The 24003-nt window shown below is 63.9% G+C and carries 24 protein-coding genes; 14 read left to right on the forward strand and 10 right to left on the reverse strand.

The features are described 5' to 3' along the window. The first annotated feature begins 29 nt into the window (after positions 1-29). On the forward strand, positions 30-656 hold the full coding sequence (locus tag HRQ64_RS01890) for an outer membrane lipoprotein carrier protein LolA (RefSeq protein WP_172121793.1): 627 nt from the start codon (positions 30-32) through the stop codon (positions 654-656). A gap of 14 nt (positions 657-670) precedes the next feature. On the opposite strand, the gene HRQ64_RS01895 is transcribed toward HRQ64_RS01890, so the two are convergent. Further along, positions 671-1480, reverse strand: a complete 810-nt coding sequence (locus HRQ64_RS01895; RefSeq protein WP_172121794.1) for an undecaprenyl-diphosphate phosphatase — start codon at positions 1478-1480, stop codon at positions 671-673. Between the two features lie 144 nt (positions 1481-1624). Here HRQ64_RS01895 and HRQ64_RS01900 point away from each other — a divergent pair, with 144 nt between their 5' ends. The 4 genes from HRQ64_RS01900 to HRQ64_RS01915 are packed head-to-tail and all read left to right on the forward strand — an operon-like array spanning position 1625 to position 5026. Then, complete coding sequence (locus HRQ64_RS01900; RefSeq protein ID WP_127755098.1) at positions 1625-2302, forward strand: glutathione S-transferase family protein; 678 nt, start codon at positions 1625-1627, stop codon at positions 2300-2302. Positions 2303-2307: 5 nt separating this feature from the next. Continuing rightward, the gene (gene queG / locus HRQ64_RS01905) at positions 2308-3507 is read left to right on the forward strand and encodes a tRNA epoxyqueuosine(34) reductase QueG (protein ID WP_172121795.1); all 1200 of its coding nucleotides are present in this window, start codon (positions 2308-2310) and stop codon (positions 3505-3507) included. Continuing rightward, positions 3504-4376 carry an NAD-dependent epimerase/dehydratase family protein gene (locus HRQ64_RS01910; protein ID WP_127755100.1) on the forward strand — a complete coding sequence of 291 codons (873 nt, stop codon included), beginning with the start codon at positions 3504-3506 and terminating at the stop codon, positions 4374-4376. The genes queG and HRQ64_RS01910 overlap by 4 nt, the downstream gene beginning before the upstream one ends. After that, complete coding sequence (locus HRQ64_RS01915; RefSeq protein ID WP_127755101.1) at positions 4373-5026, forward strand: GNAT family protein; 654 nt, start codon at positions 4373-4375, stop codon at positions 5024-5026. Before HRQ64_RS01910 ends, HRQ64_RS01915 begins: the two co-directional genes overlap by 4 nt. Here the strand turns inward: HRQ64_RS01915 and HRQ64_RS01920 are convergent. After that, complete coding sequence (locus tag HRQ64_RS01920) at positions 5023-5802, reverse strand: alpha/beta hydrolase (protein WP_172121796.1); 780 nt, start codon at positions 5800-5802, stop codon at positions 5023-5025. The genes HRQ64_RS01915 and HRQ64_RS01920 overlap by 4 nt on opposite strands. 176 nt (positions 5803-5978) lie before the next feature. Here HRQ64_RS01920 and infC point away from each other — a divergent pair, with 176 nt between their 5' ends. Next, complete coding sequence (gene infC / locus HRQ64_RS01925; protein WP_172124743.1) at positions 5979-6515, forward strand: translation initiation factor IF-3; 537 nt, start codon at positions 5979-5981, stop codon at positions 6513-6515. A 61-nt stretch (positions 6516-6576) separates the two neighbouring features. On the opposite strand, the gene HRQ64_RS01930 is transcribed toward infC, so the two are convergent. The 4 genes from HRQ64_RS01930 to irrA all read right to left on the reverse strand — a co-directional run bounded on the left by HRQ64_RS01930 (position 6577) and on the right by irrA (position 9606). Next, positions 6577-7470, reverse strand: coding sequence for a ribokinase (locus HRQ64_RS01930; protein ID WP_172121797.1), 894 nt, complete (start codon positions 7468-7470; stop codon positions 6577-6579). Between the two features lie 97 nt (positions 7471-7567). Beyond that, positions 7568-8176, reverse strand: coding sequence for a YdeI/OmpD-associated family protein (locus tag HRQ64_RS01935; protein ID WP_127755105.1), 609 nt, complete (start codon positions 8174-8176; stop codon positions 7568-7570). Beyond that, positions 8176-9006: an arylamine N-acetyltransferase gene (locus HRQ64_RS01940; RefSeq protein ID WP_172121798.1), complete on the reverse strand. Its 831-nt coding sequence runs from the start codon at positions 9004-9006 to the stop codon at positions 8176-8178. Before HRQ64_RS01940 ends, HRQ64_RS01935 begins: the two co-directional genes overlap by 1 nt. Before the next feature lie 153 nt (positions 9007-9159). Further along, complete coding sequence (irrA, locus tag HRQ64_RS01945) at positions 9160-9606, reverse strand: iron response transcriptional regulator IrrA (protein WP_172121799.1); 447 nt, start codon at positions 9604-9606, stop codon at positions 9160-9162. Positions 9607-9771: 165 nt separating this feature from the next. Between irrA and fabA the strand changes: the two genes are divergently transcribed. Continuing rightward, positions 9772-10302 carry a 3-hydroxyacyl-[acyl-carrier-protein] dehydratase FabA gene (gene fabA / locus HRQ64_RS01950; RefSeq protein ID WP_127755108.1) on the forward strand — a complete coding sequence of 177 codons (531 nt, stop codon included), beginning with the start codon at positions 9772-9774 and terminating at the stop codon, positions 10300-10302. 66 nt (positions 10303-10368) lie between these two features. Continuing rightward, the gene (gene fabB, locus HRQ64_RS01955) at positions 10369-11592 is read left to right on the forward strand and encodes a beta-ketoacyl-ACP synthase I (protein ID WP_172121800.1); all 1224 of its coding nucleotides are present in this window, start codon (positions 10369-10371) and stop codon (positions 11590-11592) included. A gap of 3 nt (positions 11593-11595) precedes the next feature. Here fabB and HRQ64_RS01960 read toward each other — a convergent pair whose 3' ends face one another. From HRQ64_RS01960 to ubiE, 4 genes are read right to left on the reverse strand one after another with little or no spacing between them, the layout of a single operon-like run. Beyond that, positions 11596-12324, reverse strand: coding sequence for a HesA/MoeB/ThiF family protein (locus tag HRQ64_RS01960; protein ID WP_172121801.1), 729 nt, complete (start codon positions 12322-12324; stop codon positions 11596-11598). Between the two features lie 14 nt (positions 12325-12338). After that, entirely contained in the window at positions 12339-12803 is a 465-nt protein-coding gene (gene dut, locus HRQ64_RS01965; RefSeq protein ID WP_172121802.1) for a dUTP diphosphatase, read from the reverse strand. Next, complete coding sequence (gene ubiB / locus HRQ64_RS01970) at positions 12804-14339, reverse strand: 2-polyprenylphenol 6-hydroxylase (RefSeq protein ID WP_172121803.1); 1536 nt, start codon at positions 14337-14339, stop codon at positions 12804-12806. A gap of 3 nt (positions 14340-14342) precedes the next feature. Beyond that, the gene (gene ubiE, locus HRQ64_RS01975) at positions 14343-15107 is read right to left on the reverse strand and encodes a bifunctional demethylmenaquinone methyltransferase/2-methoxy-6-polyprenyl-1,4-benzoquinol methylase UbiE (protein WP_172121804.1); all 765 of its coding nucleotides are present in this window, start codon (positions 15105-15107) and stop codon (positions 14343-14345) included. A gap of 105 nt (positions 15108-15212) precedes the next feature. Here ubiE and mutM point away from each other — a divergent pair, with 105 nt between their 5' ends. From mutM to gyrB, 6 genes are all read left to right on the forward strand, one after another. Beyond that, positions 15213-16100 carry a bifunctional DNA-formamidopyrimidine glycosylase/DNA-(apurinic or apyrimidinic site) lyase gene (gene mutM, locus HRQ64_RS01980; protein ID WP_172121805.1) on the forward strand — a complete coding sequence of 296 codons (888 nt, stop codon included), beginning with the start codon at positions 15213-15215 and terminating at the stop codon, positions 16098-16100. Between the two features lie 150 nt (positions 16101-16250). After that, on the forward strand, positions 16251-16517 hold the full coding sequence (rpsT, locus tag HRQ64_RS01985) for a 30S ribosomal protein S20 (RefSeq protein ID WP_127755115.1): 267 nt from the start codon (positions 16251-16253) through the stop codon (positions 16515-16517). Between the two features lie 862 nt (positions 16518-17379). Next, positions 17380-18852, forward strand: a complete 1473-nt coding sequence (gene dnaA / locus HRQ64_RS01990) for a chromosomal replication initiator protein DnaA (RefSeq protein WP_127755116.1) — start codon at positions 17380-17382, stop codon at positions 18850-18852. 188 nt (positions 18853-19040) lie between these two features. Next, the gene (gene dnaN / locus HRQ64_RS01995) at positions 19041-20162 is read left to right on the forward strand and encodes a DNA polymerase III subunit beta (protein WP_172121806.1); all 1122 of its coding nucleotides are present in this window, start codon (positions 19041-19043) and stop codon (positions 20160-20162) included. 64 nt (positions 20163-20226) lie between these two features. Then, positions 20227-21345: a DNA replication/repair protein RecF gene (gene recF / locus HRQ64_RS02000; protein ID WP_172121807.1), complete on the forward strand. Its 1119-nt coding sequence runs from the start codon at positions 20227-20229 to the stop codon at positions 21343-21345. A 107-nt stretch (positions 21346-21452) separates the two neighbouring features. Then, complete coding sequence (gyrB, locus tag HRQ64_RS02005) at positions 21453-23906, forward strand: DNA topoisomerase (ATP-hydrolyzing) subunit B (protein WP_172121808.1); 2454 nt, start codon at positions 21453-21455, stop codon at positions 23904-23906. The last annotated feature ends 97 nt before the right edge of the window (positions 23907-24003 follow it).

The raw sequence follows: 24003 nt of genomic DNA on the forward strand, positions 1-24003 counted from the left end.
CGAACACCAAAGCCCCAGGGAACTCCTCCATGTTACGCCGCGACGCTCTGCTGCTTGGCCTTTCGGCCGTTCTCGCCACCACGCTGCCCAGCCTGGCGCTGGACCGAGCCCTTTCGGCCGAAGAGCAGCAGTTGATTGCCGATATCGGCGCGCATAACTCGGCGATCCGCTCCATGGCGGGCCGGTTCCTGCAGATCGACACCAATGGCGGGCGCAGCGAAGGCACGTTCTTCCTTGAGCGCCCCGACAAGGTGCGCTTCCGCTACAATCCTCCCAGCCGCGAAGAGATCGTTTCGGTGGGCCGGGGCTTTTATGTGCTCAACCGCAAGGAAGAGACCTATTACGCCTATCCGCAGGACACGATCCCGCTGCGCCAGTTCCTGGGCGACAAGATCGACCTGCTCAATGCCAATGTGGTCGATGTGACCACCTCGGATGGCTATATGTCGATCACCGTGATCGATGAAACCGTGGCGGGCACGGTGCAGGTTTCGCTGATCTTTGACACCTCGACGCTGGATCTGAGCCAGTGGAGCCTGGTCGAGCCCAGCGGGGCGGAGCTGACCTTTTCGCTCTATGACGTGGAAAAGAACGTCGAGATCCCGCGCGCCTATTTCTCCATTCCATCGACCTATTCGGCCGCGCAGCCGAAATAATTATCGAGCGGGGCCTAGCGCATGACCAAGAGCGCAATGAGCCCCGCGCCGCCCACCAGGATGCGCCACCAGGCAAAGGGCGCAAAGCCATAGCGGCTGACGAAAGTCAGCAGGTAGCGCACGACGAGCGCTCCCATGACGAACGCGGCGGCAAAGCCGATTGCAACATTGAGCGCGATGGACGCATCGATCAGGTCGCGGCTCTTGTAGAGATCATAGCCAAAGGCGCCCACCATGATGGGCAGGGCGATGAAAAAGGTGAATTCGGCCGCGGCGCGCTTGCTGGCGCCAAACAGCATGCCCCCCACCACGGTCGAGCCCGAGCGCGAAACGCCGGGCACGAGGCTGAGCATCTGGAAGAGGCCAATAATTACCGCCAGATGCCAGGGGAACTGGTAGATATCGTCATATTTGGGCTGGAGCGGCAGCCGGTCGACGATGAGGAGAACGATCCCGCCGATCAGGAGGGTCCAGCAGATCAGCTGCGCCGAGTCCCACAAATCCCCCTGGATGAAATCGCGCAGCAAGACGCCGGCGACCACGGCAGGCAAACAGGCGAGGATAACGGTTACAGCAAAGTGCCAGGCATAGGGCTTGCCGGTCAGCGCATCGCGGATCAGCAGGCCCAATTTGGCGAAATAAACCGTGATGACAGCCAGGATCGCCCCCAGCTGGATCAGCACGATAAAGGTCGCGGGCTGGGTCAAACCGAAGAAGTGGCCGGCCAGGAGCAGGTGCCCGGTGGAGCTAACTGGCAGGAATTCGGTAAGCCCTTCGAGTATTCCAAGGACCAGCGGCACAAAAAGACCTTGATCGGCGTTCATCTGATCCCCTAACTCCACTAGCTAGCCGCGTGCCAGCGCCGGGGGTCTTAAACTGCTTCGCTCCGAGCGCCAAGGCGGGCGAGCAACCGGCCCCAACACCAGCCTGATCTGAACACCAGCCTGAACTTAACAAGAGCATCCCGCATGCCAAGTCTGCTGCACCACCCCCTTGATCCTTCCTCCCGTATCATTCGCCTGATGTGCGCCGAATACGGCGTGCCGCTCGACATGGAGGAGATCAAGCCGTGGCTGCGCGAACCCACGCTGCTCGAGATCAACCCTGCCGCGACTCTGCCCATCCTGCTCGATGACAGCGACACGCCCATCGTGGGCATTCTGGCGGCCATCCACATGGTCGAGGATCTGTGGTCGCCCAATGTGGTCTCGGGCCTCGTGCCGGCCGATCCGGGACCGCGCGCCGAGATGTGGCGGCTGCTGGAATGGATCCTGACCAAGCTCAACGAGGAAGTGACGCGCTATATTCTCGAGGAAAAGATCGTCAAGCGCGACCAGCGCGGCGCCACCCCCGACCCATCGGTGCTGCGGGTGGCCAAGGCGAATTTGACCGAGCATATGCTCTATTTCAACTGGCTGCTGGCGACGCGCTCCTGGCTGGGTGGCGACAGCATGACCCTGGCCGATTTTGCGCTGGCGGCGCATTTCTCCACCCTCGATTACCTCGGTGACATGGACTGGAACAAGGCGGGTGAAACGCGCGACTGGTATTCGCGCATCAAGTCGCGCCCGGCCTTCCGCACCCTGCTCAATGACCGCGTGGTGGCGATGCCGCCCCATGCCGGCTATGCCGATCTGGATTTTTAACGAGCATGCAACTGCACCTTCCCCATCGTCCGGAGGGTTTGCCGACCCCCGCTGAGGGGAAGGCGAGCGCCGGTGCTGCAACCGGACCCGAAAAGCTCGTGACCGAGCTGCGCGAGCGCGCGAGGGCGCTGGGGTTTTCGAGCTTTGGCATTACCCGCGCCGATGCGCGCCCGGACCTGCCCGCCAAGCTCGAGGCGGCGCTCGAAGCGGGCTGGCATGGCGACATGGACTGGATGGCTGAAACACCCGAGCGGCGCGCCAGCCCCCAGGGGCTGTGGCCCGAAGCGCGCTCGATCATTCTCCTCGGCTTCAACTATGGGCCCGACAGCGATCCGCTCGAAGCGCTCGAGCATCCCTCCCATGGCGCCATTTCGGTTTATGCGCGCAACCGCGATTACCACGAGATCATCAAGGGCAAGCTCAAGGAACTCGCAGGGCTGCTGGCGCGGCGCGCCGGCGCCGACGTCAAGGTGTTTGTCGACACCGCGCCGGTGATGGAAAAGCCGCTGGCGGAAGCCGCGGGCCTGGGCTGGCAGGGCAAGCACAGCGTTTTGGTGAGCCGCGACTGGGGCGGCTGGCAGTTCTTGGGCGCGATCTTTACTTCGGCCGAGCTGCCGGCTGACCAGCCGCATCGCTCAAGCTGCGGCTCGTGCACGCGCTGCCTTGATGTGTGCCCGACCAATGCCTTTCCGGCGCCCTATCGGCTTGATGCCCGGCGGTGCCTGGCTTACCTCAATATCGAGCACAAGGGGCCCATTCCGCTCGAATTTCGTGTCCCAATGGGCAACCGCATCTATGGCTGCGATGATTGCCTTGCGGTCTGCCCCTGGAACAAATTTGCCAAGCAAAGCCAGGAAGCGCGGCTGCAGGCGCGCGAGGAGCTGGACCGCCCGGCCCTGGCCGATCTGGTGCAGCTCGATGATGCCGGGTTCCGCGCGCTCTTTGCCGGCTCCCCAATCAAGCGGATCGGCCATGCCCGCTTCCAGCGCAATGTGCTGATTGCCGTGGGCAACAGCGGCGATGCCGCCCTGCTGCCACTGGCGGCGGCCCGCCTGGCCGATCCCGAGCCGCTGGTGCGCGGCGCGGCGGTGTGGGCGACGCGGCGCCTGGCGGCTGATGATGACGGCGCCGCTTATCGCGCGCAATATGCGCCTGATGAAACCGACGCGCAGGTGCGCGAGGAATGGACGGCAGTGCTGCAATGAAATTCTTCTTTTTCGGCCTCGGCTTTTCGTCCCTGGCGGCCGTCGAGCAGGTGCGGGCCCTTGATCCGACGGCCAGCATTGCCGGCACGGTGCGGTCACCCGAAAAGGCGGCGCGGCTGCGCGACAACGGCATTGCCGCCCATCTGTTTACCGGCGATGCGCCGAGCGAAGCGCTGCGCGCGGATCTGCACGCGGCCACCCATGTCGTGTTGTCCATCGCGCCCGATGCCGGGGGCGATCCGGCGCTCAGCCAGCACCGGGCCGATCTCGATACCGCGCCCGATTTGCAATGGCTGTGCTATTATTCCACCGTCGGCGTTTACGGCGATTTCGGCGGCGCTTGGATCGATGAAACCGTGCCGCTGGTGCCGCGCAACGAGCGCTCGGACCGGCGGGTCGCGGCCGAAGCCGCCTGGCGCGATTATGCCGAGGAGCGCGGGGTGGGGCTGGCGATTTTGCGGCTGGCCGGTATCTATGGGCCGGGGCGCTCGACCTTTGACAAGCTGCGCGACGGCACGGCCCGGCGGCTGGTCAAGCCCGAGCAGGTGTTCAACCGCATTCACGTCGAGGACATCGGCCGGGTCACGGCGCTGGCGGCGCAGCAGCGGCTGGCGGGCACCTTTAATCTGAGCGATGACGAGCCGGCGCCGCCGCAGGACCTCGTGACCCATGCCGCCCAGTTGCTGGGGGTCGCGCCACCGCCCGAGATTGCCTATGCCGATGCGGAGCTGACGCCGATGCAGCGCTCGTTTTATGCCGACAACAAGCGCGTTGCCAACCGCGCCATCAAGGACGCGCTCGGGATCGAGCTCTTGTATCCGACCTATCGCGAAGGGCTGGCCGGTATCTTGGCGGGGGAAGGCAAATGAGCGTGGCAGGAGCCAAATCGGCGCCCGAGCGGCGCGTGCTGGAAGGCCGACTGGTGCGGCTCGAGCCGTTGGAGAGCCGCCATGCCCCCGATCTCCTCGCGGCATCGCAAGGGTCGGATATGGACGAGCGCTATCGCTGGCTTGGGGAATATCCGCCGCGAAGCGTCGGGGAGCTCGAAAGCTGGATCGCTGCGGTCAATGCCGGAGCCGATCGCTTTGTCGCCGTGGTGGACCAGCGCACGGGTCGCGCCCTCGGACGGCAGGCCTGGATGCGCATCTTCCCCGAGCACGCCTCGATCGAGATTGGTGGCGTTTATTGGGGCCCGGACATGGCGCGCACGCCGCTGGCGACCGAGGCGCTGTATCTGTTTTCCCGCCACGCCTTTGACGATTTGGGTTACCGGCGCTTTGAGTGGAAGTGCAATAATCGCAACGAGCCGTCCAAGGCGGCGGCGCAGCGCTTTGGCTTTACCTATGAGGGGTTGTTCCGCCAGGACCGCATCGTCAAGGGCGAAAGTCGCGACACCGCCTGGTTCTCGATCATCGATAGCGAATGGCCCGTGCTGCGCGCCGAGTTCGAGCGGTGGCTGAGCCCGGACAATTTCGCCCCCGACGGCAGGCAGAAAACTCAGCTGAACGCCCGCCGCTAGCTCGCTTTTGCATCCTTGACCAGCGCCAGCACCGCCGCGCGCAGCCGCTCCAGATCCTCGGGCCGGCTGAGGCGATGGTCGCCATCGGGGATCAGCGTCAGGGTGACGGGGTCATGCAGCAGGTGGGTGACGAGCTTGATCGCATGGGCCTGGGGCACATCGGTATCCTGCCCGCCCTGGAGGATATGCACCGGGCAGCCGGTTTCGATGACGGCGCCAAACAGGAGGTGCTGTTCCCCGTCCTCGAGGAGGCCGCGGGTCAGCCGGTAGGGTGCGTCCGAATAATCGGAGGGTTGCTCGACATAGCCTTGGTTGCTCAGGGCGTCGTGCTCGGCCGGGGTGAACTGCGCCAGCATCAGGTCCTGCGTCATGTCCACGGCCGGGGCGATCAACACCAGACCGGCGACCCGATGATCGCCTTGCGCGAGCATGGCGCGTACCAACAGCAGGGCGAGCCAGCCGCCCATGGAGGAGCCGACGACGATCTGCGGTCCGGTCGTGGTGGCAAACACGGCTTGCGCTTCCTCGAGCCAGCGGCTGATCGTGCCCTCATTGAAATCGCCGCCCGAAGCGCCATGGCCGGAATAATCAAAGCGGGTGACGGCGAGGCCCTGTTCAGCGCCCAGGGCATCAAGCGTCAGCGCCTTGCTGCCATTCATGTCCGAGCGAAAACCCCCGAGCCAGAAAATGCCGGGCTTTGCACCCTCCCGCCGCGCCACGGCAATGGACCGGGCGGCGTCGCCTGTGCCGACGGAAAGCAAGGATGGCTCAACCATGAAATGCACCAATCATTATCCAGTTGGGAACGCAAAGCGGCTCAAGAGCGCTTTAGTGTGGCCCCGAACGCCCAGCAGGCAAGAAATCCCTGCTTGTGCAGTTGACTTCCGGTGCCGCTACCACGATTTTACGCCTGTTTTCACCACTTTGTTTAACTACACAAGGAACGCCCGCCATTCGCCGTCCCATGAGACCCGTTACGCCCCAGAAAGATGGGCCGCTCTCCAATGAGGATATCACCAGCCCTGATGTTCAGTTGATCGATGCCGAAGGTGAGAACCGCGGCATTGTCCGAACGCGCGAGGCGCTGACTGAAGCCCAGGAAGCAGGCCTTGATCTGGTGCTGATCTCGCCTAACGCCCAGCCGCCGGTCGCCAAGATGCTCGATCTCGGCCGCTTCAAATATGCTGCCCAGAAAAAGGCGGCCGAAGCGCGCAAGAAGCAGAAGGTGATCGAGGTCAAGGAAGTCCAGCTGCGTCCCAATATCGATACGCACGACTACGAGACCAAGATGAAGGCCGTGCAGCGCTTCCTCGACGAGGGTGACCGGGTCAAGGTGACAATGCGTTTCCGTGGCCGCGAAATGGCGCACCAGGAAATCGGCATGCAACTGCTCATCAAGGTCAAGGACCAGATGGAAGCCCTGGCCAAGGTGGAGTCGCAGCCGCGCTCGGAAGGCCGCCAGATGGTGATGGTGCTGGCGCCCAAGTAAGCGCTGGCGCTTCAAAGGTATTTAAAGGCAGGCCAGTGGCCTGCCTTTTTGCTTGTGGGCCCTACTGCCCGTAGGGCTCGAGCTCGGCGGCGCGGGGGATGGCCGGCTGCGCTCCGGGCTTGAGGCAAGCCAGGCTCGCCGCCGCCGTTGCGCGCCGCACTGCGGCCTCAAGCGACAGCCCAGCATCGAGCCCGGCAGCGAGATAGCCGCAGAACGTATCGCCCGCGCCAACCGTGTCGACAGGGGTGATCGGCAGGGCTGGCACGCTGATGACGCCTTCCGGGGTCGCGGCCCGCGCGCCATCGCCGCCGAGGGTCACGATCACGGTCTGGTTGTGCTGGATGGCCCAATCCTGCATTGCCACCATGATGTCGGCATGGCTTTCGCCGCAGAGCAGCGCAAACTCGCTTTCATTGGCGACGAGGATGTTCGCCTGCGCCGCGATCGCGGCGGTGGTGGGCAGGAACGGGGCGGTGTTGAGGATCGAGATCGCGCCGCGCTCGCGGGCGAGCTCCAGCGCGCGTTGCGTGGCGTCCTGCGGGATCTCCTGCTGCAGCAGCAGCACCGAACCGGCCTGGAGCCCCGAAAGGGCGGCATCGGCATCAGCCGGGCTCAATGTGCCATTGGCGCCGGGCAGCACCGCAATGACGTTTTCCCCCTGGGCGTCCACGAGGATCATGGCGATGCCGGTGGGCTCGGCGGCAATCTTGACCTCGTTGAGATCAACCCCATCGGCCTTGAGCAGCTCGAGCGCTGCCTGGGCGAAGACGTCGTTGCCTACGGCCGATACATGGCGCACTTCCGACCCGGCGCGGCGGGCAGCCAGAGCCTGATTGGCCCCCTTGCCCCCAGGGGAAACCGAAAACGTGCCGCCGGCCACCGTTTCGCCTGGGCTGGGCAAGCGGGTGACAGTGCCGATCTGGTCGAGATTGGTGGAGCCAAAAATGGTGATCATGTGGGTCAGGCCGCCTTGAGTATGGTGTTCCAGTTGCGCGTGGTGGCAAGACCCGTCTTGTCCAGCATGCGCCCGAGCTTGTCTATGCCCGGCACACTCATTTGGGCGTGTCCCTGGTCTGGGGGTAAATGGCTTCCCCACGGGCCAGCATGGCGACGAACTCGGCGATTTTGCGGGCACGACCAGCTGGGGTGCGCAGATTGGCGAGGCGAAACGCCAGGGCAAAGCGGTTGGTCTTGCTCAGCCCCTCAAAGGTGGCGAGAGCGGCAGGATCGGCGGCAATCGCCGCCATCAAGTCGGCCGGTATGTCCATCTTGCTGGGGGACGCATAGGCGGCGTCCCAACGGCCATCGGCCTTGGCAGCCTCGACCTGGCGCAGGCCGTGCTCGGTCATGCGCCCCTGGGCAATCAGTCTCGAGACATGATCGCGATTGACCTGGCTCCAGATGCTGCGGGGCTGCCGGGGCGTGAAGCGCTGCAGAAACGAGGCCTCGTCCCAGGATTTGCGGATGCCGTCAATCCAGCCCCAGCACAAGGCGACGTCGAGCGCCTCGGCATAGGTAACCGTGGGGGTGCCATTGCCCTTCTTGAAAATGCGCAGCCACAATTCGGGCTCGCTCCCGTGGTGCTCGGCGAGCCACGCTTCCCAGGCGGCCGCGTTGGGAAAGGCGCGGATCCGGTCGGGGCGGGGCACCACCGGGGCCATCAGGTGGTGAGCGGATTGGCGCCGGCAAGGATCGCGAGGAGCTTGGCGTCGAGCAACTCGCTTTCGGGCAAGGTGATGCCGAAATTGGCCGTCAGGGCTTCGCGCAGTTCGGCCTCGTCGGTGAGGGTCCGCTGCTCGGGCTCGCCTTCGGGACCGGGCAGGCTTAGCTGGTTGCCGGACAGCACGATCCGGCTGCCCTTGGGGGAGAGGGCCGCGGTCAGCGTACGGCGCTGCGAGGAGGCTGGATCGCTCCAGACGAACTGGTTGGACGCTGCGATATCGCCTTCGGCGTTGGCGTCAAAGCTATAGAGCGGCACCCAGTCCTCGCCGAGCTTGGCCTGCAGCTCCCAGCGCGGATCCCCGCCCAGGAGGCGATAATCGCCATGGGGAGTGGTCTGCTCCACATCGGCGCGCAGCTTGAGCGGCGCGGTGGGGGTCATGGCGCCAAAGCCGGCATCGGCGAGATAGGTCTGCCCGGCAAGCTCGACCAGCACGATCAGATGCAGATCCGGATCGATTTCGGTCTGCGGGCTGGGCCAGAGCACCGAGGCCAGCAGAGGGCGGGCGGTATAGTCGAGCTCGCCCAGCATGCTCAGCAAGAGGCTGTTGTGCTCAAAGGCGTTGCCGCCGCGATTGTCGGCCAGGAGCTTGCGCTCAAGGCTCGCCTGATCGAGCAGCACCGGTTCGCCCAGCAGGGGATCGAGATTTTCAAAGGGAATGCTGGCTGGATGCAGCTGCACCAGCTGCTCTAGCGTGCCAAGGGTTGGAGCAATGGAGCCGGCGAAGCCGATTCGCTCGAAATAGGCATTCAGATTGACCTTTGGCCGCATCAGCCACCCGTTTTGCTGTTTCCGTTGCGGCGCAATATGCCGGTGGGTCACGCTTTTGTCACCCGCCAAGCGCCCGGAGGGGCTGACCGGAGCCCCGCACCAGGCCTGCACTCCGAGGTGGAGCGAACGCCAAAGGTGCAGTTTTCTAGCCCTTTACTGGGCCTGCTTGCGCACCCGGATCACCACGTCCACATGGCTCACCTGCATGCCCTGGGGAGCTTCAGGCAGGGTCCGGAACTCCACCGAAGAGGCCGGAATGTCGATCATGCGCTGCTCGTCCTCGACATAGAAATGGTGGTGGTCGGAGGTATCGGTATCGAAATAGGAGCGCGATGCATCCACCGCCACTTCGCGCAGCAAGCCCGCCTGGTGGAACTGGTGGAGGGTATTGTAGATTGTTGCCAGCGACACATTGACCCGTGCCAAGCTGGCTTCGCCGTGCAGCTGCTCGGCACTGACATGGCGATGCGGGCCGCCAAACAACAGTTCGGCCAGGGCCACCCGCTGCCTGGTCGGGCGCAATCCCGCCATGCGCAGCACGGCCGTGAGACACGGTTTACGGGAAGGAACAGGTCGGAGGGTCTGGGATCGCTCTGACATGGGGTCCTTGAAACGCAAGATCGGGATCAATAGTCCGGACCTTATAGCTTTGGCGGGCGTTTAGGACAAGCTAGAGCGCCTGGGAGGGCTAACGGGATGCCCCCGATCCCTTGACCCTCCCCCTGCGCGCCTATACGAGACGATTTAAACATAAGGAGCCAGGCCATGGCCGAGCGCCAGCACGCTTTTGGATACGAAGAACTCCTGGCTCATGGCCGGGGTGAATTGCCCGGGCAAGGCGATGCGCGCCTGCCCGCTCCACCCATGCTGATGTTCCATCGCATCACCCATATCGATGACACCGGCGGCGCCTTCGGCAAGGGCCAGGTGCGGGCCGAACTCGATGTGGATCCAAGCCTGTGGTTCTTCCAGTGCCATTTCGTCGGCGATCCGGTGATGCCGGGTTGCCTGGGGCTCGATGCCATCTGGCAGATGACCGGGTTTTTCCTCAGCTGGATCGGCCAGCCCGGTCGCGGCCGTGCGCTGGGCGGGGAAATCAAGTTCACCGGCCAGGTCACCAATGACGTCAAGCTGGTGGAATACGCCATCGACCTCAAGCGCGTCATGCGCGGGCGACTGACGCTGGGCATTGCCGATGGCTGGGTCAAGGCTGACGGCAAGGTGATCTATGAGGCCAAGGACCTGCGGGTAGGCCTGTTCACCGACAGCCAGATGGGCGAACAAAAGGTCGCCTGAGCCCCTTTTACCCAACAAGCCGAGGGGTCCGGTTCAACGGGCACCCGCACTTAGGAGCGGAAACAGATGAAACGCGTCGTCGTTACCGGCATGGGCATTATTTCATCCATCGGCAATTCGGTTGCCGATGTGACCGAAAGCCTGCGCACCGCCCGACCCGGCATTTCCTTTGCCCAGGATTATGCCGATCTGAATTTCCGCAGCCAGGTCAAGGGCGATCCCATGCTGGATCCCTTTGCCCAGCTCGATCGACGCACCACCCGCTTCATGGGCCGGGGCGCTGCCTGGAACTATCTGGCCATGCAGCAGGCCATTGCCGATGCGGGGCTGGAAGCGGCCGATATTTCCAACGAAATGACCGGTATTGTCATGGGTTCGGGCGGCAGCTCGACCCGCACCATCGTGGAAGCCGCCGATATCACCCGCGAAAAGGGCCCCAAGCGCATCGGGCCGCTGGCCGTGCCCAAGGCGATGGGCTCCACCGCTTCGGCAACCCTGGCCACCGCCTTTGGCATCAAGGGCATCAATTATTCCATCACCGCGGCCTGCGCGACCTCCAAGCACTGCATCGGCAATGCCGCCCAGCAGATCATGCTGGGCCAGCAAACCATCATGTTTGCCGGCGGCCACGAGGATCTCGACTGGACGCTGTCGAACCTGTTCGATGCCATGGGCGCCATGTCCTCGAACTACAACGACACGCCCCAGCGCGCCTCGCGCTGCTATGACCGCGACCGGGACGGCTTTGTGATCTCGGGCGGCGCGGGCGTTCTGGTGCTCGAAGAGCGCGACCACGCCATTGCCCGCGGCGCCACCATCCATGCCGAGCTGATCGGCTATGGCGCGACCTCCGACGGCGTCGACATGGTCGCTCCTTCCGGCGAAGGCGCCGAGCGCTGCATGCGTCTGGCGCTGCGCGACGTCAAGCAGAAGGTCGACTACATCAACCCCCATGCCACCTCGACGCCGGTGGGCGATCTCAAGGAGATCGAGGCGCTGCGCGCCGTGTTCGGCAACGAAGACAATTGCCCCCCGATTGCCGCGACCAAGTCGCTGACCGGCCATTCGCAGGGCGCGACGGGCGTGCATGAGGCGATCTATTCGATCCTGATGATGAAGCACCGCTTCATTGCCCAAAGCGCCAATATCGACAATCTCGACCCCGCCTTTGCCGATATGCCCATTTTGCGCGAGCGGCGCGATGATGTGGATCTGGGCGTCGTGCTGTCCAACAGCTTTGGCTTTGGCGGCACCAATGCGGCGCTGGTGTTCAAGCACCCCGACGCCTGAGGCCTAAAGGGCGAACTCGGAAAACCGGGCGTCCTTGCCATCATAAACCAGCACCCGCCCAACCAGGGGGGTGCCGATGCCGGTGATGAGCTTGATCGCTTCCATCGCCATCAGCGTGCCGATCACCCCGGTGAGCGGGCCGATAATGCCCGTGGCTTCGCAGGAGGGCAGGTCGGCATCGTCCGCTGCCGCCGGGTAAAGCGCCGCAAAGGGCGGGCCGCCCGGGGCAAACACCGTTACCTGGCCCGCAAACATCGAGACAGCACCCGAAACCAGCGGCAGGCCAAGCTTGGCGGCGGCGGCGGCGGTGATGCGGCGCGTGGCGAGATTGTCGGTGCCATCCAGCACCAGATCGTATTGGGCGAGGAGCGCTTCCGCATTGCCCGCGGTGACGGCCGCCTCATGGGGCACCAATTGCACATGCGGGTTGAGCGATTCGGCAAAGCCAGCGGCGCTCTCGGCCTTGTTGGTGCCGATGCCAGCGCCCGTATGGATCACCTGCCGGTGCAAATTGGACAGCGACACCGTGTCGTGATCGACGATGCCGAGCGTGCCGATGCCCGCGCCGGCGAGATAGGCGATTACGGGGCTGCCCAGCCCGCCCGCACCCACCACCAGCACCCGGGCGCGCTTGAGCGCCTGCTGCCCCGCCCCGCCCATGCCCTTGAGCACGAGGTGGCGCCCATAGCGCCGGGTTTCCTCGGGTGAGAGTGGGCTGGGATCAGCGGGCAAGCGGCACCCCCGGTTTATGGCACGCTGGTGCCGGTGGAGCCAAACCCATTGGCGCCACGATCGGTAGCATCAAGAACGCCCTGCACGCGGAACTGTGTCGGGGTGACGGGCGCCACGAGGAGCTGGGCAATGCGTTCGCCGCGGCGGATCTCGAAGGGCTCCTGCCCCAGATTGATGAGGAGGGCGCAGATCTCGCCGCGATAATCGCAGTCGATCGTCCCGGGGGCGTTAAGGACGGTGACCCCGTGTCGGAGCGCCAGGCCCGAGCGGGGCCGCACCTGCGCTTCAAAGCCGGCGGGGAGCGCCATGGCAAAGCCGCAGGGCACCAGCGCCCGCTGGCCGGGCGCGAGCACGAGAGCTTCACCTTCGGCTATGGCCGCTTGCAGGTCCATTCCGGCGGCGCCGCCGGTTTGGGCGGCGGGCAGGGGGAGGCCCTCGCCATGGGGCAGCCAGCGGAGGGGGATGGTTACAGCCGCCATCTAGAGCACCGCGCCGATGAGGATGCCAAGGAGCAGCAGCGCGCCCGCACCCAGGGCGAGGGGAAGGCGATTGCCGTCATCGCGCAGCCGCGCCTGTTGCTCGAGCCGGGTTTGCGCCAGAACGAGTTCGGCTTCCGCCAGAATGGTGGGCACGCGCTTGCTCGCATCGGTAAAGACCTCAAGCCCGCGCTTGAGATCATCGATCCGGCCCATGGGGCCCGCTTCCCGGCGCAGCCAATCGCCGACGACCGGCTCGGCCAGCGACCAGATATCGAGATCGGGATCGAGGGCGCGGGCGACGCCTTCCACCAGCACCATGGATTTTTGCAGCAGCACCAGTTGCGGCTGGGTTTGCATGGAAAACAGGTCCGTCACGGCAAAAAGCTGCCCCAGCACCCGCGCCATGGAGATATCGGCGGCGGTGCGGCCATGCAGCGGCTCGCCAATGGAGCGGATGGCGAGGGCGAAATCGTCCACCGACTGGTTGGCGGGCACATAGCCGATCTCGAAATGCCGCTCGGCGACGAGGCGATAATCGCGGGTGATGAAGCCGTAAAGAATATCGGCCAGGAACCGGCGCTCGGAGCGCCCGATCCGGCCCATGATGCCGAAATCCACCGCGATCACGTCATTGCTGCCCGGGGCGGCAAAGAGATTGCCCGGATGCATGTCGGCGTGAAAGAAGCCGTCGCGGATGGCGTGCTTCAAAAAGCTCTGGAGGATATTGGCGGCCAGAACCTTGCGATCGATCCCCGCCGCATCGAGTGCCGCGAGGTCGCGGACGGGAATGCCCTCGACCCAGGTCGTCGTCAGAACATTTTGCGCGGTGTGGTCCCAACTGACGGTGGGGATCACAAAGCCCGTGTCATTCTTGATGTTCTCGGCCATTTCTGAGATGGCCGCCGCTTCCAGGCGCAGATCGAGTTCGAGCCGGGCCGAGCGGTCGAGCGTTTCCACCACCTGGAGCGGACGCAGGCGCCGCAGCTTGCGCGCGAGCCGTTCGAACAGGCGCGCGCCGGCATAAAAGCTCTCGATATCGGCGGCAAAGCTTTGCACGATCCCGGGGCGCAGGATCTTGACCGCAACGGTGGTCGGGGCGGCACCCGTGGGCACGAGCCGCGCCTTGTGCACCTGGGCAATGGAGGCGGCAGCGACCGGCGCCGAGATGTCGCGCAACTGTCCGGCCTTGGGGCCGAGCGCCTGCGACAGAATATCGGGGACGAGCTTGGGGTCGAACGGCTCCATCCGGTCCTGCAGGCCCTGCAGGTCGGCGGCAACCTCGGGACCCACGACGTCCGGGCGGGTGGCCAGCGTCTGGCCGAATTTCACATAGGTTGGGCCGAGGAGCCGCAGGGCACGGTTGAGCCGCTCCACATGGCCGGTGCGGCGCACTTCGGGGCGCTCCACGAGGCGCCCCAGCGCGATGGGGGCGCGCAGCGCCGGCGGCAGGCTTTCCTTGGGAATGATCGACAGGGCGCCTTCGCGCGCCAGCACAAAGCCGGCTCGCGCCAGGCGAAAATAGGGCGACAACCACATGGGCTAGAGCTTCCAGCCGCTGAACAGCGCCGCGATATTGCCGGTCATGGCGGTGTGCTTGACCCGCTTGAAGCCGGCCTCGGTCAACATGGCCGAAAAGGCGGGCGGGGAAGGGAATTTGCGGATTGATTCTACCAGATACTGATAAGGCTGGGCGTCGCCGGTGACGAGCCGTCCCATAGGCGGGATCACCCGGTCGGAGAACTGGCGGTAGAGCGCATCGAGCCCGGGCACATCCACCTGGGAAAATTCGAGCACGAGAATGCGTCCGCCGCGCTTGAGCACCCGGTGCGCTTCGGAGAGCGCCAGGGGAATGCGCGGCACATTGCGGATGCCAAAGGCGATCGTATAGGCGTCAAAGCTGTTGTCGGGGAAGGGCAGGGCCTCGGCATTGGCCTCGACAAAGCTCACCTGGTCGGGATAGCGCCATTCGCGCGCGCGCTGGGCGCCCACGCGCAGCATGTCCGAATTGATGTCGGAAACGACGACCTCGGCATAACCCACCGAGCGATTGATGATGCGCTCGGCAATGTCGCCGGTGCCGCCCGCCATATCGAGGACGCGATAAGGCCTTGTGCCCGATTTGGGCGGGCTCAGCTCGGTGACCATCGCATCCTTCCAGATGCGGTGCACGCCCCCGCTCATCAGGTCGTTCATCAGGTCATAACGATCGGCGACGCCGTGGAACACGGCATTGACCATGCCCTGCTTGTCTTCGAGCGCGACAGTTTGCTCGCCGAAATGGGTGGTCTCGCGCGTGTCGGTCATGGCATGGAACTCTTGAACGCTGGGGGCCTTGGTTTCGGGCGCACCATAGCGAAGCCCGCCTCGCTTTGCCATGGCGCAAAGCAGCACAAGCGCCAGGAGCCCAGGATGCCAGAACTGCCCGAGGTCGAAACCGTGCGCCGGGGCCTCGCGCCATGGCTCGAAGGCGCGAGCATCGAGAAGGTCACCTTGCACCGCGAAAACCTGCGCTTTCCCTTTCCGCCGGGTTTGAAGGAAAAGCTGGAAGGCCAGAGCGTGCGCCATGTCGGGCGGCGGGCCAAGTATCTGCTGATGGAGCTTTCGGGCGGGGCAACGCTCCTCAGCCATCTCGGCATGACCGGGGCCTATCGCTTTGCCGAGCACCCCATCGACAAGCCGCCGCGCTATTATGAGCTCGCGCCCGTGCCCAAGCACGACCATATGGTTTGGGAGATCTCTCACCCCGTCCATGGCCGCTCGCACCTGATCTATGCCGATCCGCGCCGCTTCGGCTTTGTGGATTTCTATGATGACATCACGACGAGCCCTTATCTGCAGGGCCTTGGTCCCGAGCCACTGGGCAACGGGTTCAATGTGGAGAGCCTGAGCGCGGCGCTCAAGGGCAAGAAGAGCCCGATCAAGGCGGCGCTGCTGGATCAGCGCGTTGTTGCTGGTCTGGGCAATATCTATGTGGCCGAAGCGCTGCATCGCGCTCATATTCACCCGACCGTCTTGGCCGGAACGCTGCTCGACGAGGATGGCGCGCCCAAGCCGGCGCTCGAGGCGCTGGTGAATGCCACGCGGCAGGTGCTGATCGAGGCCATCGAAGTGGGGGGCTCGACCTTGCGCGACTTCCGCAATGCGGAGGGGGGATCGGGTTATTTCCAGCATCGCTTTGCCGTTTACGACCGGGAAGGGCAGCCTTGCCCCACCCCCGGCTGTACCGGTACGATCGAGCGCATCGTGCAGTCCGGCCGGTCCACCTTCTTTTGTCCGGTTTGCCAGGGGCAGCCCTGAGCGGAGCTCGGGTGAATCCAGTTGACGCCTGCCGGCCTATCCCCTATAGAGCCCACGACCTGGCGGCTCCTGTGCCGCCGCTTTCATTTCGCCCCGTACCCTGCTGCGCATTTTGCGCATCTCGTCCGGATGGACCGCAAGAGGACCGTTATGGCCAATACGCCTTCAGCCAAAAAGGCTACCCGCAAGATTGAAGCCCGCACCGCGGTCAACAAGTCGCGCCGCTCGCGCGTTCGCACCTTCATCCGCAAGGTTGAGGAAGCCATTGTTGCCGGCGATCACGCCACTGCCATGCAGGCGCTCCGTGCCGCTGAGCCCGAGATCAACCGGGCTGCCACCAAGGGCATCGTCCATGCCAATCTGGCTGCTCGCAAGGTGTCTCGCCTCAACAACCGCGTTAAGGCTTTGAGCGTCTGATCCCTGCCTTTGCAGGAACGAGCTGAGCATTGAACGGGCCCCGCAAGGGGCCCTTTTTTGTTGCCCGACCGCGGGGTGCTTTTTTGCCTTTGGCGGCAGATTGTGTCAGCTGCGTGAATGCGGCACGCCAAAGGGTGTGACAAAGCGCTGCGACAAAAAGCGCGTTACAATCAAAGGCTTGCCTTGATTCTGCGTTGTCGGCCGCAGCTTCCAATTTCCCGGATACCGTCGAATTTGCTGGCCGGTCGAAATATTTTTTTCGCCTTCACAAAGCGCTTGCTACGCGATTCATCGTGGAGTCACAGAGCCTTGAGCGAGGGGGTCGCAGAGCCCTTGCTGGAGGTTAACGGAGGCCGGGCGAGTCAACCCCCATTTTGAAAAATTCACGTGTTGCGAGCCCAAAACCCACACTCTAGAATGCCTCTCGTCAGCTCAGGACGGGACGCGAAAAGCGCCATCCGAACCGAGTTGACGGGTCGAATAGGCTTATGGATTGGGTCGCTTTGGCAGCAATGGCGAGGCGAAGTGCGGTGACGATGGCAGCGGTGAAATTGGTTCATCCGGTCCGGACCTGCATCAAGAACAAAAGCCCACTAACCGACTCCGGTTGGGTTCAGCGACAAGAACGTAAATAGCCAATGGTGGCTTGCGCCGCCAACGATACTTCTTTGCGTCCACAGCTTTGGGACGCAATGGCGAAGCTTTGGCTGCGGAGACCCTCCGCCGCCATAACAAACCAGGCCGGCCCGATCTTGCGGACGGGGCGGCAACACGAATGGGGCACCAGAATATGAAGCAGCAGATTGCCGCCGGAAGAGCAGATTGGGACCGATCCAACGCTTCTTCCTTTTCGTCGACCAGCATGGGCGAGGTGTCTGCCGTGAACGAAGCCGAGTTTCCCTCAGCCGATCAGCGTCAGCTCTGGAACCGGGTCCGTGCCCGCCTCAAAACTGCGGTTGGCGAGGATGTGTTCACCTCCTGGTTCGCCCGCCTCGAACTCGAGGAAATCGCCGGCGAAGTGGTGCATCTGTCTGCCCCCACCCGGTTTCTCTGTTCCTGGGTTCAGTCCAATTATGCCGATCGCATTGTGGAAGCGTTCCGCCTGGATGATGAAGCGATCACCCGGCTCCAGGTCACGTTGCGCGTCAATGGCCAGCCCCGCCAGCGCCCGACCCTAGTGGCTGAATCGGCGCCCGCCGAAAGCGCCGCCGCTGCGCCCGCGCAGTCGCCACAGCCCTCGGCGACCGTGACGCGGATTGGCCGCGAAGCTCCCGCCCCCAAGGGCGATGCCCTTTCGGGCAGCGGCATCGATCCGCGCATGACCTTCGATACATTTGTCGCCGGTGCCGCCAACGAAATGGCACTGGGCGTTGCCCGCCAGATCGCGCAGGCCGCCGCCAATGACACCGTGACCTTCAACCCGGTTTACATTCATTCCACCGTGGGCTTGGGTAAGTCGCACCTGCTCAATGCCATCGCCCATGCCACCCAGCAGGCCGATGCCACCAAGAACATCGTTTACCTCACCGCCGACCACTTCATGTACCATTTCATCACCGCCGTGCAGCGCCAGTCCGCGCTCGGCTTCAAGGAATGGTTGCGCCGGGTCGATCTGCTGCTGATCGATGACATGCAGTTCCTGCAGGGCAAGTCGGCTACCGAATTCGGCCACACTCTGGGCACGCTCCTGACGGGCGCCAAGCAGGTCGTCGTGGCCGGCGATGCGCCCCCGCGCGATCTCGAAATGCTCGACGAGCGCGTGCGCTCGCGCCTGTCGGGTGGGCTCGTGGTGCCGATCTCGGGCTTTGACGTCGAGCTGCGCCGCTCCATCGTGCAGCGCCGCGCCGATCAGGCGACCGCGCGCTTTGGCATGCACTTTCCCGCCCCCGTGCTCGATTATGTCGCCCGTGCCGTGGTCAGCCATGGCCGCGATCTTGATGGCGCCGTCAACCGTCTCGTGGCCGCCAACCAGTTGACCGGCGAACTCATCACCGTGCCGCTGGCCGAAAAGACCCTGGGCGACCTCATCCGCACCCATGACGCCAAGCGCGTGCGCATCGAGGACATTCTCAAAATGGTGTCGCGCCACTACAAGGTGCCGCGCAACGAATTGCTGTCCGCGCGCCGCTCGCGCGATGTGGTGCGGCCGCGCCAGATCGCGATGTTCCTTGCCAAGGCCCTGACCTCGCGCTCGCTGCCCGAGATCGGCCGCCGCTTTGGCGGGCGCGACCACACCACCGTGCTCCATTCGGTGCGCAAGGTCGAGCAGATGATCAAGGACGATGTGGAACTCGCCCAGGAAATCGAACTGCTCAAGCGCATGCTCGAGGAATAGGACGGTCCTGGCGTGAAGTGAGTTGCGGCGAGCCTTTGAGGTCTCGCCGTACTTGTTTTGGGGCAATGGGCCAGCGTGTCGCGCTCCCGGGCCTTGCCAATCGGTTCACAAATTGTAAATGTCCAAACCCGCCTCGCCGGGGTGTTGGCTGGCCCGATCAGCCGCGTAGTGCTTTGGAAGTTGTTGCCATGAAGATTACCCTCGAACGCAATCATCTGCTCAAGTCGCTGAGCCATGTGCATCGGGTGGTGGAACGGCGCAATACCTATCCAATCCTGGCCAATGTGGTGTTCAAGGCCGCCGAGGATGCGGTGGAACTGCGCGCCACCGACCTTGATATCGAGGTCACCGAAAGCGTTCCCGCGATGGTCTCGACCCCGGGCACCACCACGGTGCCCGCCCATACCCTTTATGAAATCGTGCGCAAGCTCGCCGATGGCGCCGAAGTGCGGCTTGAAACCGAAGGCGGCGAGCAGATGCTGCTGACCTCCGGGCGCTCGCGCTTTCACCTGGCATGCCTGTCGCCCGACAGCTTCCCCGATCTTAAATCGGGCGCCTTTGGCCACGAATTTTCTATGCCGGCGAGCGGCTTGCGCGAGTTGATCGAGCGCACCCAGTTCGCCATTTCCAACGAGGAAACCCGCTACTATCTGAACGGCATCTATCTGCATGCGGTGGAATCGAGCGCCAATGGGCCGCTGCTGCGCGCAGTGGCAACCGATGGGCACCGCCTGGCCCGTGCCGAAATGCCCGCTCCCGAGGGCGCCCAGGGTATGCCGGGCATCATCGTACCTAAAAAGACCGTTGGCGAAGTGCAAAAGCTACTCGACGGCGTTGATGGCGATGTCAAGGTCGAGGTGTCCGACACCAAGATCCGCTTCACCGTGGGTCCGGTCGTGCTGCTGTCCAAGCTGATCGAGGGCACCTTCCCCGATTATGATCGGGTCACGCCCAAGAACAACGACAAGCAAATGAATGTCGATCGCGCTTCCTTTGCCATTGCGGTGGATCGCGTTTCCACCATTGCGTCGGATCGCGGCGGCAAGGCGGTCAAGCTTTCGGCCAAGGATGGCCTTTTGGAATTGTCCGTCACCAATCCCGATCACGGCACAGCCAGCGAAGAACTCGCGGTGGAATTCGACACCGATGGCTTCGAGATCGGCTTTAATGCCCGTTACCTCTTGGACATTGTCGGGCAGATCCGCTCGGAAAGCGCCGTCTTCATGTTCAATGATGCGGGCTCGCCGACCCTGGTCAAGGAAGAGGGCGAGGCCAGCGCGCTTTACGTGCTGATGCCCATGCGGGTCTGAGCGGCATTCACAAGTTGAGCATTGATGCGGAGCCGTTGGCTCCATTGCTCCTGCGGGGTCATCGATGATCCGCCACCTGTCGCGCCTGCGCCTGACGGCCTTTCGCAACTACACTGCCGCTGCGCTCGATCTGGATGGTCGCCATCTGGTTCTGACCGGCTCCAATGGCGCAGGCAAGACCAATCTGCTTGAGGCCATTTCCCTGCTGTCGCCCGGGCGCGGGCTGCGCCGGGCAACGTTTGACGCCGTGGGCGAGCAAGGCTCCGATACGGGTTGGGCAGTGGCCGCGACGGTGGAAACCGAAGCCGGACCCACCGACATTGGCACTGGCGCGTCCCCCGGCGATTCCGGACGCCGGGTGCGCATCAACGGCGCCAATGCCCGCTCGGTGGAGGCGATGAGCGAGTATCTGCGCGTCTTGTGGCTCACCCCTGCTATGGATGGGCTGTTCTCGGGCCCCGCCAGTGACCGCCGCCGCTTTCTGGATCGCCTCGTGACCACGCTGATCCCCTCCCACGGGGCGGCGGTGTCGGACTACGACAAGGCGATGCGCCAACGCAACCGGCTGCTTGAAGAAGGTGGCGATGTTCGCTGGCTGGGCGCCATCGAGGCGCAGATGGCCGAGTTGGGCGCCTCCATTCACCTCGCCCGGGTCGACAGCCTCGAGCATCTGCAAACCCTCATCGCCCATAGCCTTGAGGACGAGAGTTTTCCGGCGGCCGATCTGGCGTTGACCCCGCTCTGGGAAGACGGGCCGGCACCCACCGTTTCAAGCGAGCTCGAAACGGCCTTGGGTGAGCTCTGGCTGGGCTCGCGCGGCCTTGATCGGGCGGCCGGGCGCACCATATATGGTCCACACCGTCTGGATCTCGAAGTGATCTATCGCCAGAAGGGCATGCCGGCCGCCTTGGGCTCGACTGGCGAGCAGAAAGCGCTGCTGATCGGCCTCATTCTGGCGCATGCGCGCCTGGTGCATCACCGCACCGGCATCACGCCATTCCTGTTGCTGGACGAGATTGCCGCGCATCTGGATCCAGATCGCCGCCGTGCGCTGTTTGGCGCTCTGGACGGTCTGGGCACGCAGTGTTTTCTCACCGGCACGGACAGTTTGCTGTTCGCCGATCTGGGCGAGCGGGCCCAGGCGGTAACGGTGCGCGACGGGCGGCTCCTTACCGAGCGCTAAAGCCCGGACTCACCTGCCGATTTGCGCTATATAGACCCATTCGACTTGGGGTTGACGCCCCAGTTGGATACAACAGTTTCACTCCCTAACGACTTGATTCGGACCCCATGACCGACAGCGAAAATTCCGTTCCCAACGAATACGGCGCCGATAGCATCAGGGTGCTTAAAGGCCTCGACGCGGTGCGCAAGCGCCCGGGCATGTATATCGGGGACACGGACGACGGCTCGGGCCTGCATCACATGGTCTACGAAGTGGTCGACAACGCCATCGACGAGGCACTGGCCGGCCATGCCGACCTTGTAACGGTCACGCTGAACGCCGATGGCTCGGTGACGGTGATCGACAATGGTCGCGGCATCCCGACCGACATCCACAAGGAAGAAGGCGTTTCGGCGGCCGAGGTCATCATGACTCAGCTCCATGCCGGCGGCAAGTTCGACCAGAACAGCTACAAGGTTTCGGGCGGCCTGCATGGCGTGGGCGTGTCCGTGGTGAATGCCCTCAGCCAATGGCTCAAGCTCAAGATCCGCCGCGACGGCAAGATCTTCGAGATGAGCTTCACCCATGGCGATGCCGATGGTCCGCTCCAGCAGACCGGCACCTATGTGCCCGACAAGCAGCCTGGCACCTATGAAGGCCGCTCGGGCAGCGCCATCACCTTTTTCCCGTCGGACCAAACCTTCACCATGGTGGAGTTCGACTTCAAGACGCTCGAGCACCGCTTGCGCGAACTGGCCTTCCTCAATTCGGGCGTGCGCATCCTGCTCAATGACCTCCGGCATCCCGAGCCGGTCAAGGTCGAGTTGTTTTATGAAGGCGGCCTCGAGGCCTTTGTGCGCTATCTCGACAAGGCCAAGACGCCCGCGATCGACCACCCCATCACCATGATCAGCGAAAAGGACGGCATCACTGTCGAAGTTGCGCTGCAGTGGAACGACAGCTACCACGAAAACGTGCTGTGCTTCACCAACAACATCCCCCAGCGCGACGGCGGCACCCACCTTGCCGGCCTGCGCGGTGCGTTGACGCGCCAGGTCACCAGCTATGCCGAAAGCTCTGGCATCAGCAAAAAGGAAAAGGTGACCGTTACCGGCGACGATACGCGCGAAGGGCTGACCTGCGTGCTCTCGGTAAAGGTGCCCGATCCCAAGTTCTCGAGCCAGACCAAGGACAAGCTTGTGTCCTCCGAGGTGCGCCCGGTGGTCGAGAACATCGTCAATGAAAAGCTCGGCCAGTGGTTCGAGGAGCATCCCAACGAAGCCAAGATCATCGTTGGCAAGGTCGCCGAAGCTGCCGCTGCACGTGAAGCCGCCCGCAAGGCGCGCGAATTGACGCGCCGCAAGGGTGCGCTCGAAATCTCCTCGCTCCCCGGCAAGCTTGCCGACTGCCAGGAACGCGATCCGGCAAAATCCGAAATCTTCATCGTCGAAGGTGACTCGGCCGGTGGCTCGGCCAAGCAGGGGCGCGACCGCTCCAACCAGGCGGTGCTGCCGCTGCGCGGCAAGATCCTCAATGTGGAGCGCGCGCGCTTTGATCGCATGATCTCGTCGGACCAGGTCGGCACGCTGATCACGGCGCTGGGCACCGGCATTGGGCGCGAAGAGTTCAACGCCGACAAGCTGCGCTACCACAAGATCATCATCATGACCGACGCCGACGTGGACGGCGCCCATATTCGCACGCTGTTGCTGACCTTCTTTTATCGGCAAACGCCCGAACTGCTGGAACGCGGCCACATCTATATCGCCCAGCCCCCGCTCTATAAGGCCAAGCGCGGTCAGTCCGAGCAATATCTCAAGGACGAGCGCGCGCTGGAGGACTATCTCCTGGCGGCCGGCCTGGACGATGCCGTGTTCACCACCAGCGCAGGCGTCGAGCATGGCGGGCATGATCTGCTCTCGATCCTTGGGCAGTCGCGCGACATCGTGCACGCTATCGCCAATCTCAACACCCGCTACAACCGTAGCCTTGTTGAGCAGGCCGCTATCGTTGGTGGCATGGACCCTGAGGGTCTGGCCGATCCCGAGCGCGCCGCCGCGACCGCCAAGCGTATTGCCGGCCGTCTCGATCGCATCTCCGATGAGCTCGAACGCGGCTGGATCGGTGAACTGGCCGATGACGATGGCCTGACCTTCTCGCGTACCGTGCGCGGCGTCACTGAAACCCACCGCCTCGATCCGGCACTGCTGGGGAGCGCCGATGCGCGGCGCCTGCGGCAACTGGCCGAGCGGCTCGATGAACTTTATGCCGGCGTGCCCACTCTGACGCGCAAGGGCGAAACGATCCCGATCTTCGGGCCGTCCTCGCTGTTCAATGCCGTTACCGATGCCGGCCGCAAGGGCGTGTCGCTGCAGCGCTACAAGGGACTGGGCGAGATGAACGCCGAGCAGCTCTGGGAAACAACGCTTGATCCCAATGCCCGCACCCTGCTCAAGGTGGAAATCGACAAGTCCGACGAGGCCGACAGCGTGTTTACCGCCCTGATGGGCGATCTGGTGGAGCCGCGCCGCGACTTCATCCAGGACAACGCGCTCAGCGTCTCCAATCTGGACGTTTGACCTAGCTGATGGCGGGGTGTCGCAACCCCGCCACAGCGCCGGGAAATCGGCTGTTATCACATAAACCGGCCACATTTTGCCGGGACAAGCAAAGTCG

This window comes from Devosia sp. 919 (assembly GCF_013185965.1).
Taxonomy (GTDB): domain Bacteria; phylum Pseudomonadota; class Alphaproteobacteria; order Rhizobiales; family Devosiaceae; genus Devosia.

Excerpts from the sequence above, each read along its gene's own strand:
- HRQ64_RS01890 (WP_172121793.1), top strand. The coding sequence starts at position 30 with ATGTTACGCCGCGACGCTCTGCTGCTTGGCCTTTCGGCCGTTCTCGCC.
- HRQ64_RS01895 (WP_172121794.1), bottom strand. The coding sequence starts at position 1,480 with ATGAACGCCGATCAAGGTCTTTTTGTGCCGCTGGTCCTTGGAATACTC.
- HRQ64_RS01900 (WP_127755098.1), top strand. The coding sequence starts at position 1,625 with ATGCCAAGTCTGCTGCACCACCCCCTTGATCCTTCCTCCCGTATCATT.
- queG (WP_172121795.1), top strand. The coding sequence starts at position 2,308 with ATGCAACTGCACCTTCCCCATCGTCCGGAGGGTTTGCCGACCCCCGCT.
- HRQ64_RS01910 (WP_127755100.1), top strand. The coding sequence starts at position 3,504 with ATGAAATTCTTCTTTTTCGGCCTCGGCTTTTCGTCCCTGGCGGCCGTC.
- HRQ64_RS01915 (WP_127755101.1), top strand. The coding sequence starts at position 4,373 with ATGAGCGTGGCAGGAGCCAAATCGGCGCCCGAGCGGCGCGTGCTGGAA.
- HRQ64_RS01920 (WP_172121796.1), bottom strand. The coding sequence starts at position 5,802 with ATGGTTGAGCCATCCTTGCTTTCCGTCGGCACAGGCGACGCCGCCCGG.
- HRQ64_RS01930 (WP_172121797.1), bottom strand. The coding sequence starts at position 7,470 with ATGATCACCATTTTTGGCTCCACCAATCTCGACCAGATCGGCACTGTC.
- HRQ64_RS01935 (WP_127755105.1), bottom strand. The coding sequence starts at position 8,176 with ATGGCCCCGGTGGTGCCCCGCCCCGACCGGATCCGCGCCTTTCCCAAC.
- HRQ64_RS01940 (WP_172121798.1), bottom strand. The coding sequence starts at position 9,006 with ATGCGGCCAAAGGTCAATCTGAATGCCTATTTCGAGCGAATCGGCTTC.
- irrA (WP_172121799.1), bottom strand. The coding sequence starts at position 9,606 with ATGTCAGAGCGATCCCAGACCCTCCGACCTGTTCCTTCCCGTAAACCG.
- fabA (WP_127755108.1), top strand. The coding sequence starts at position 9,772 with ATGGCCGAGCGCCAGCACGCTTTTGGATACGAAGAACTCCTGGCTCAT.
- fabB (WP_172121800.1), top strand. The coding sequence starts at position 10,369 with ATGAAACGCGTCGTCGTTACCGGCATGGGCATTATTTCATCCATCGGC.
- dut (WP_172121802.1), bottom strand. The coding sequence starts at position 12,803 with ATGGCGGCTGTAACCATCCCCCTCCGCTGGCTGCCCCATGGCGAGGGC.
- ubiB (WP_172121803.1), bottom strand. The coding sequence starts at position 14,339 with ATGTGGTTGTCGCCCTATTTTCGCCTGGCGCGAGCCGGCTTTGTGCTG.
- ubiE (WP_172121804.1), bottom strand. The coding sequence starts at position 15,107 with ATGACCGACACGCGCGAGACCACCCATTTCGGCGAGCAAACTGTCGCG.
- mutM (WP_172121805.1), top strand. The coding sequence starts at position 15,213 with ATGCCAGAACTGCCCGAGGTCGAAACCGTGCGCCGGGGCCTCGCGCCA.
- rpsT (WP_127755115.1), top strand. The coding sequence starts at position 16,251 with ATGGCCAATACGCCTTCAGCCAAAAAGGCTACCCGCAAGATTGAAGCC.
- dnaA (WP_127755116.1), top strand. The coding sequence starts at position 17,380 with ATGGGCGAGGTGTCTGCCGTGAACGAAGCCGAGTTTCCCTCAGCCGAT.
- dnaN (WP_172121806.1), top strand. The coding sequence starts at position 19,041 with ATGAAGATTACCCTCGAACGCAATCATCTGCTCAAGTCGCTGAGCCAT.
- recF (WP_172121807.1), top strand. The coding sequence starts at position 20,227 with ATGATCCGCCACCTGTCGCGCCTGCGCCTGACGGCCTTTCGCAACTAC.
- gyrB (WP_172121808.1), top strand. The coding sequence starts at position 21,453 with ATGACCGACAGCGAAAATTCCGTTCCCAACGAATACGGCGCCGATAGC.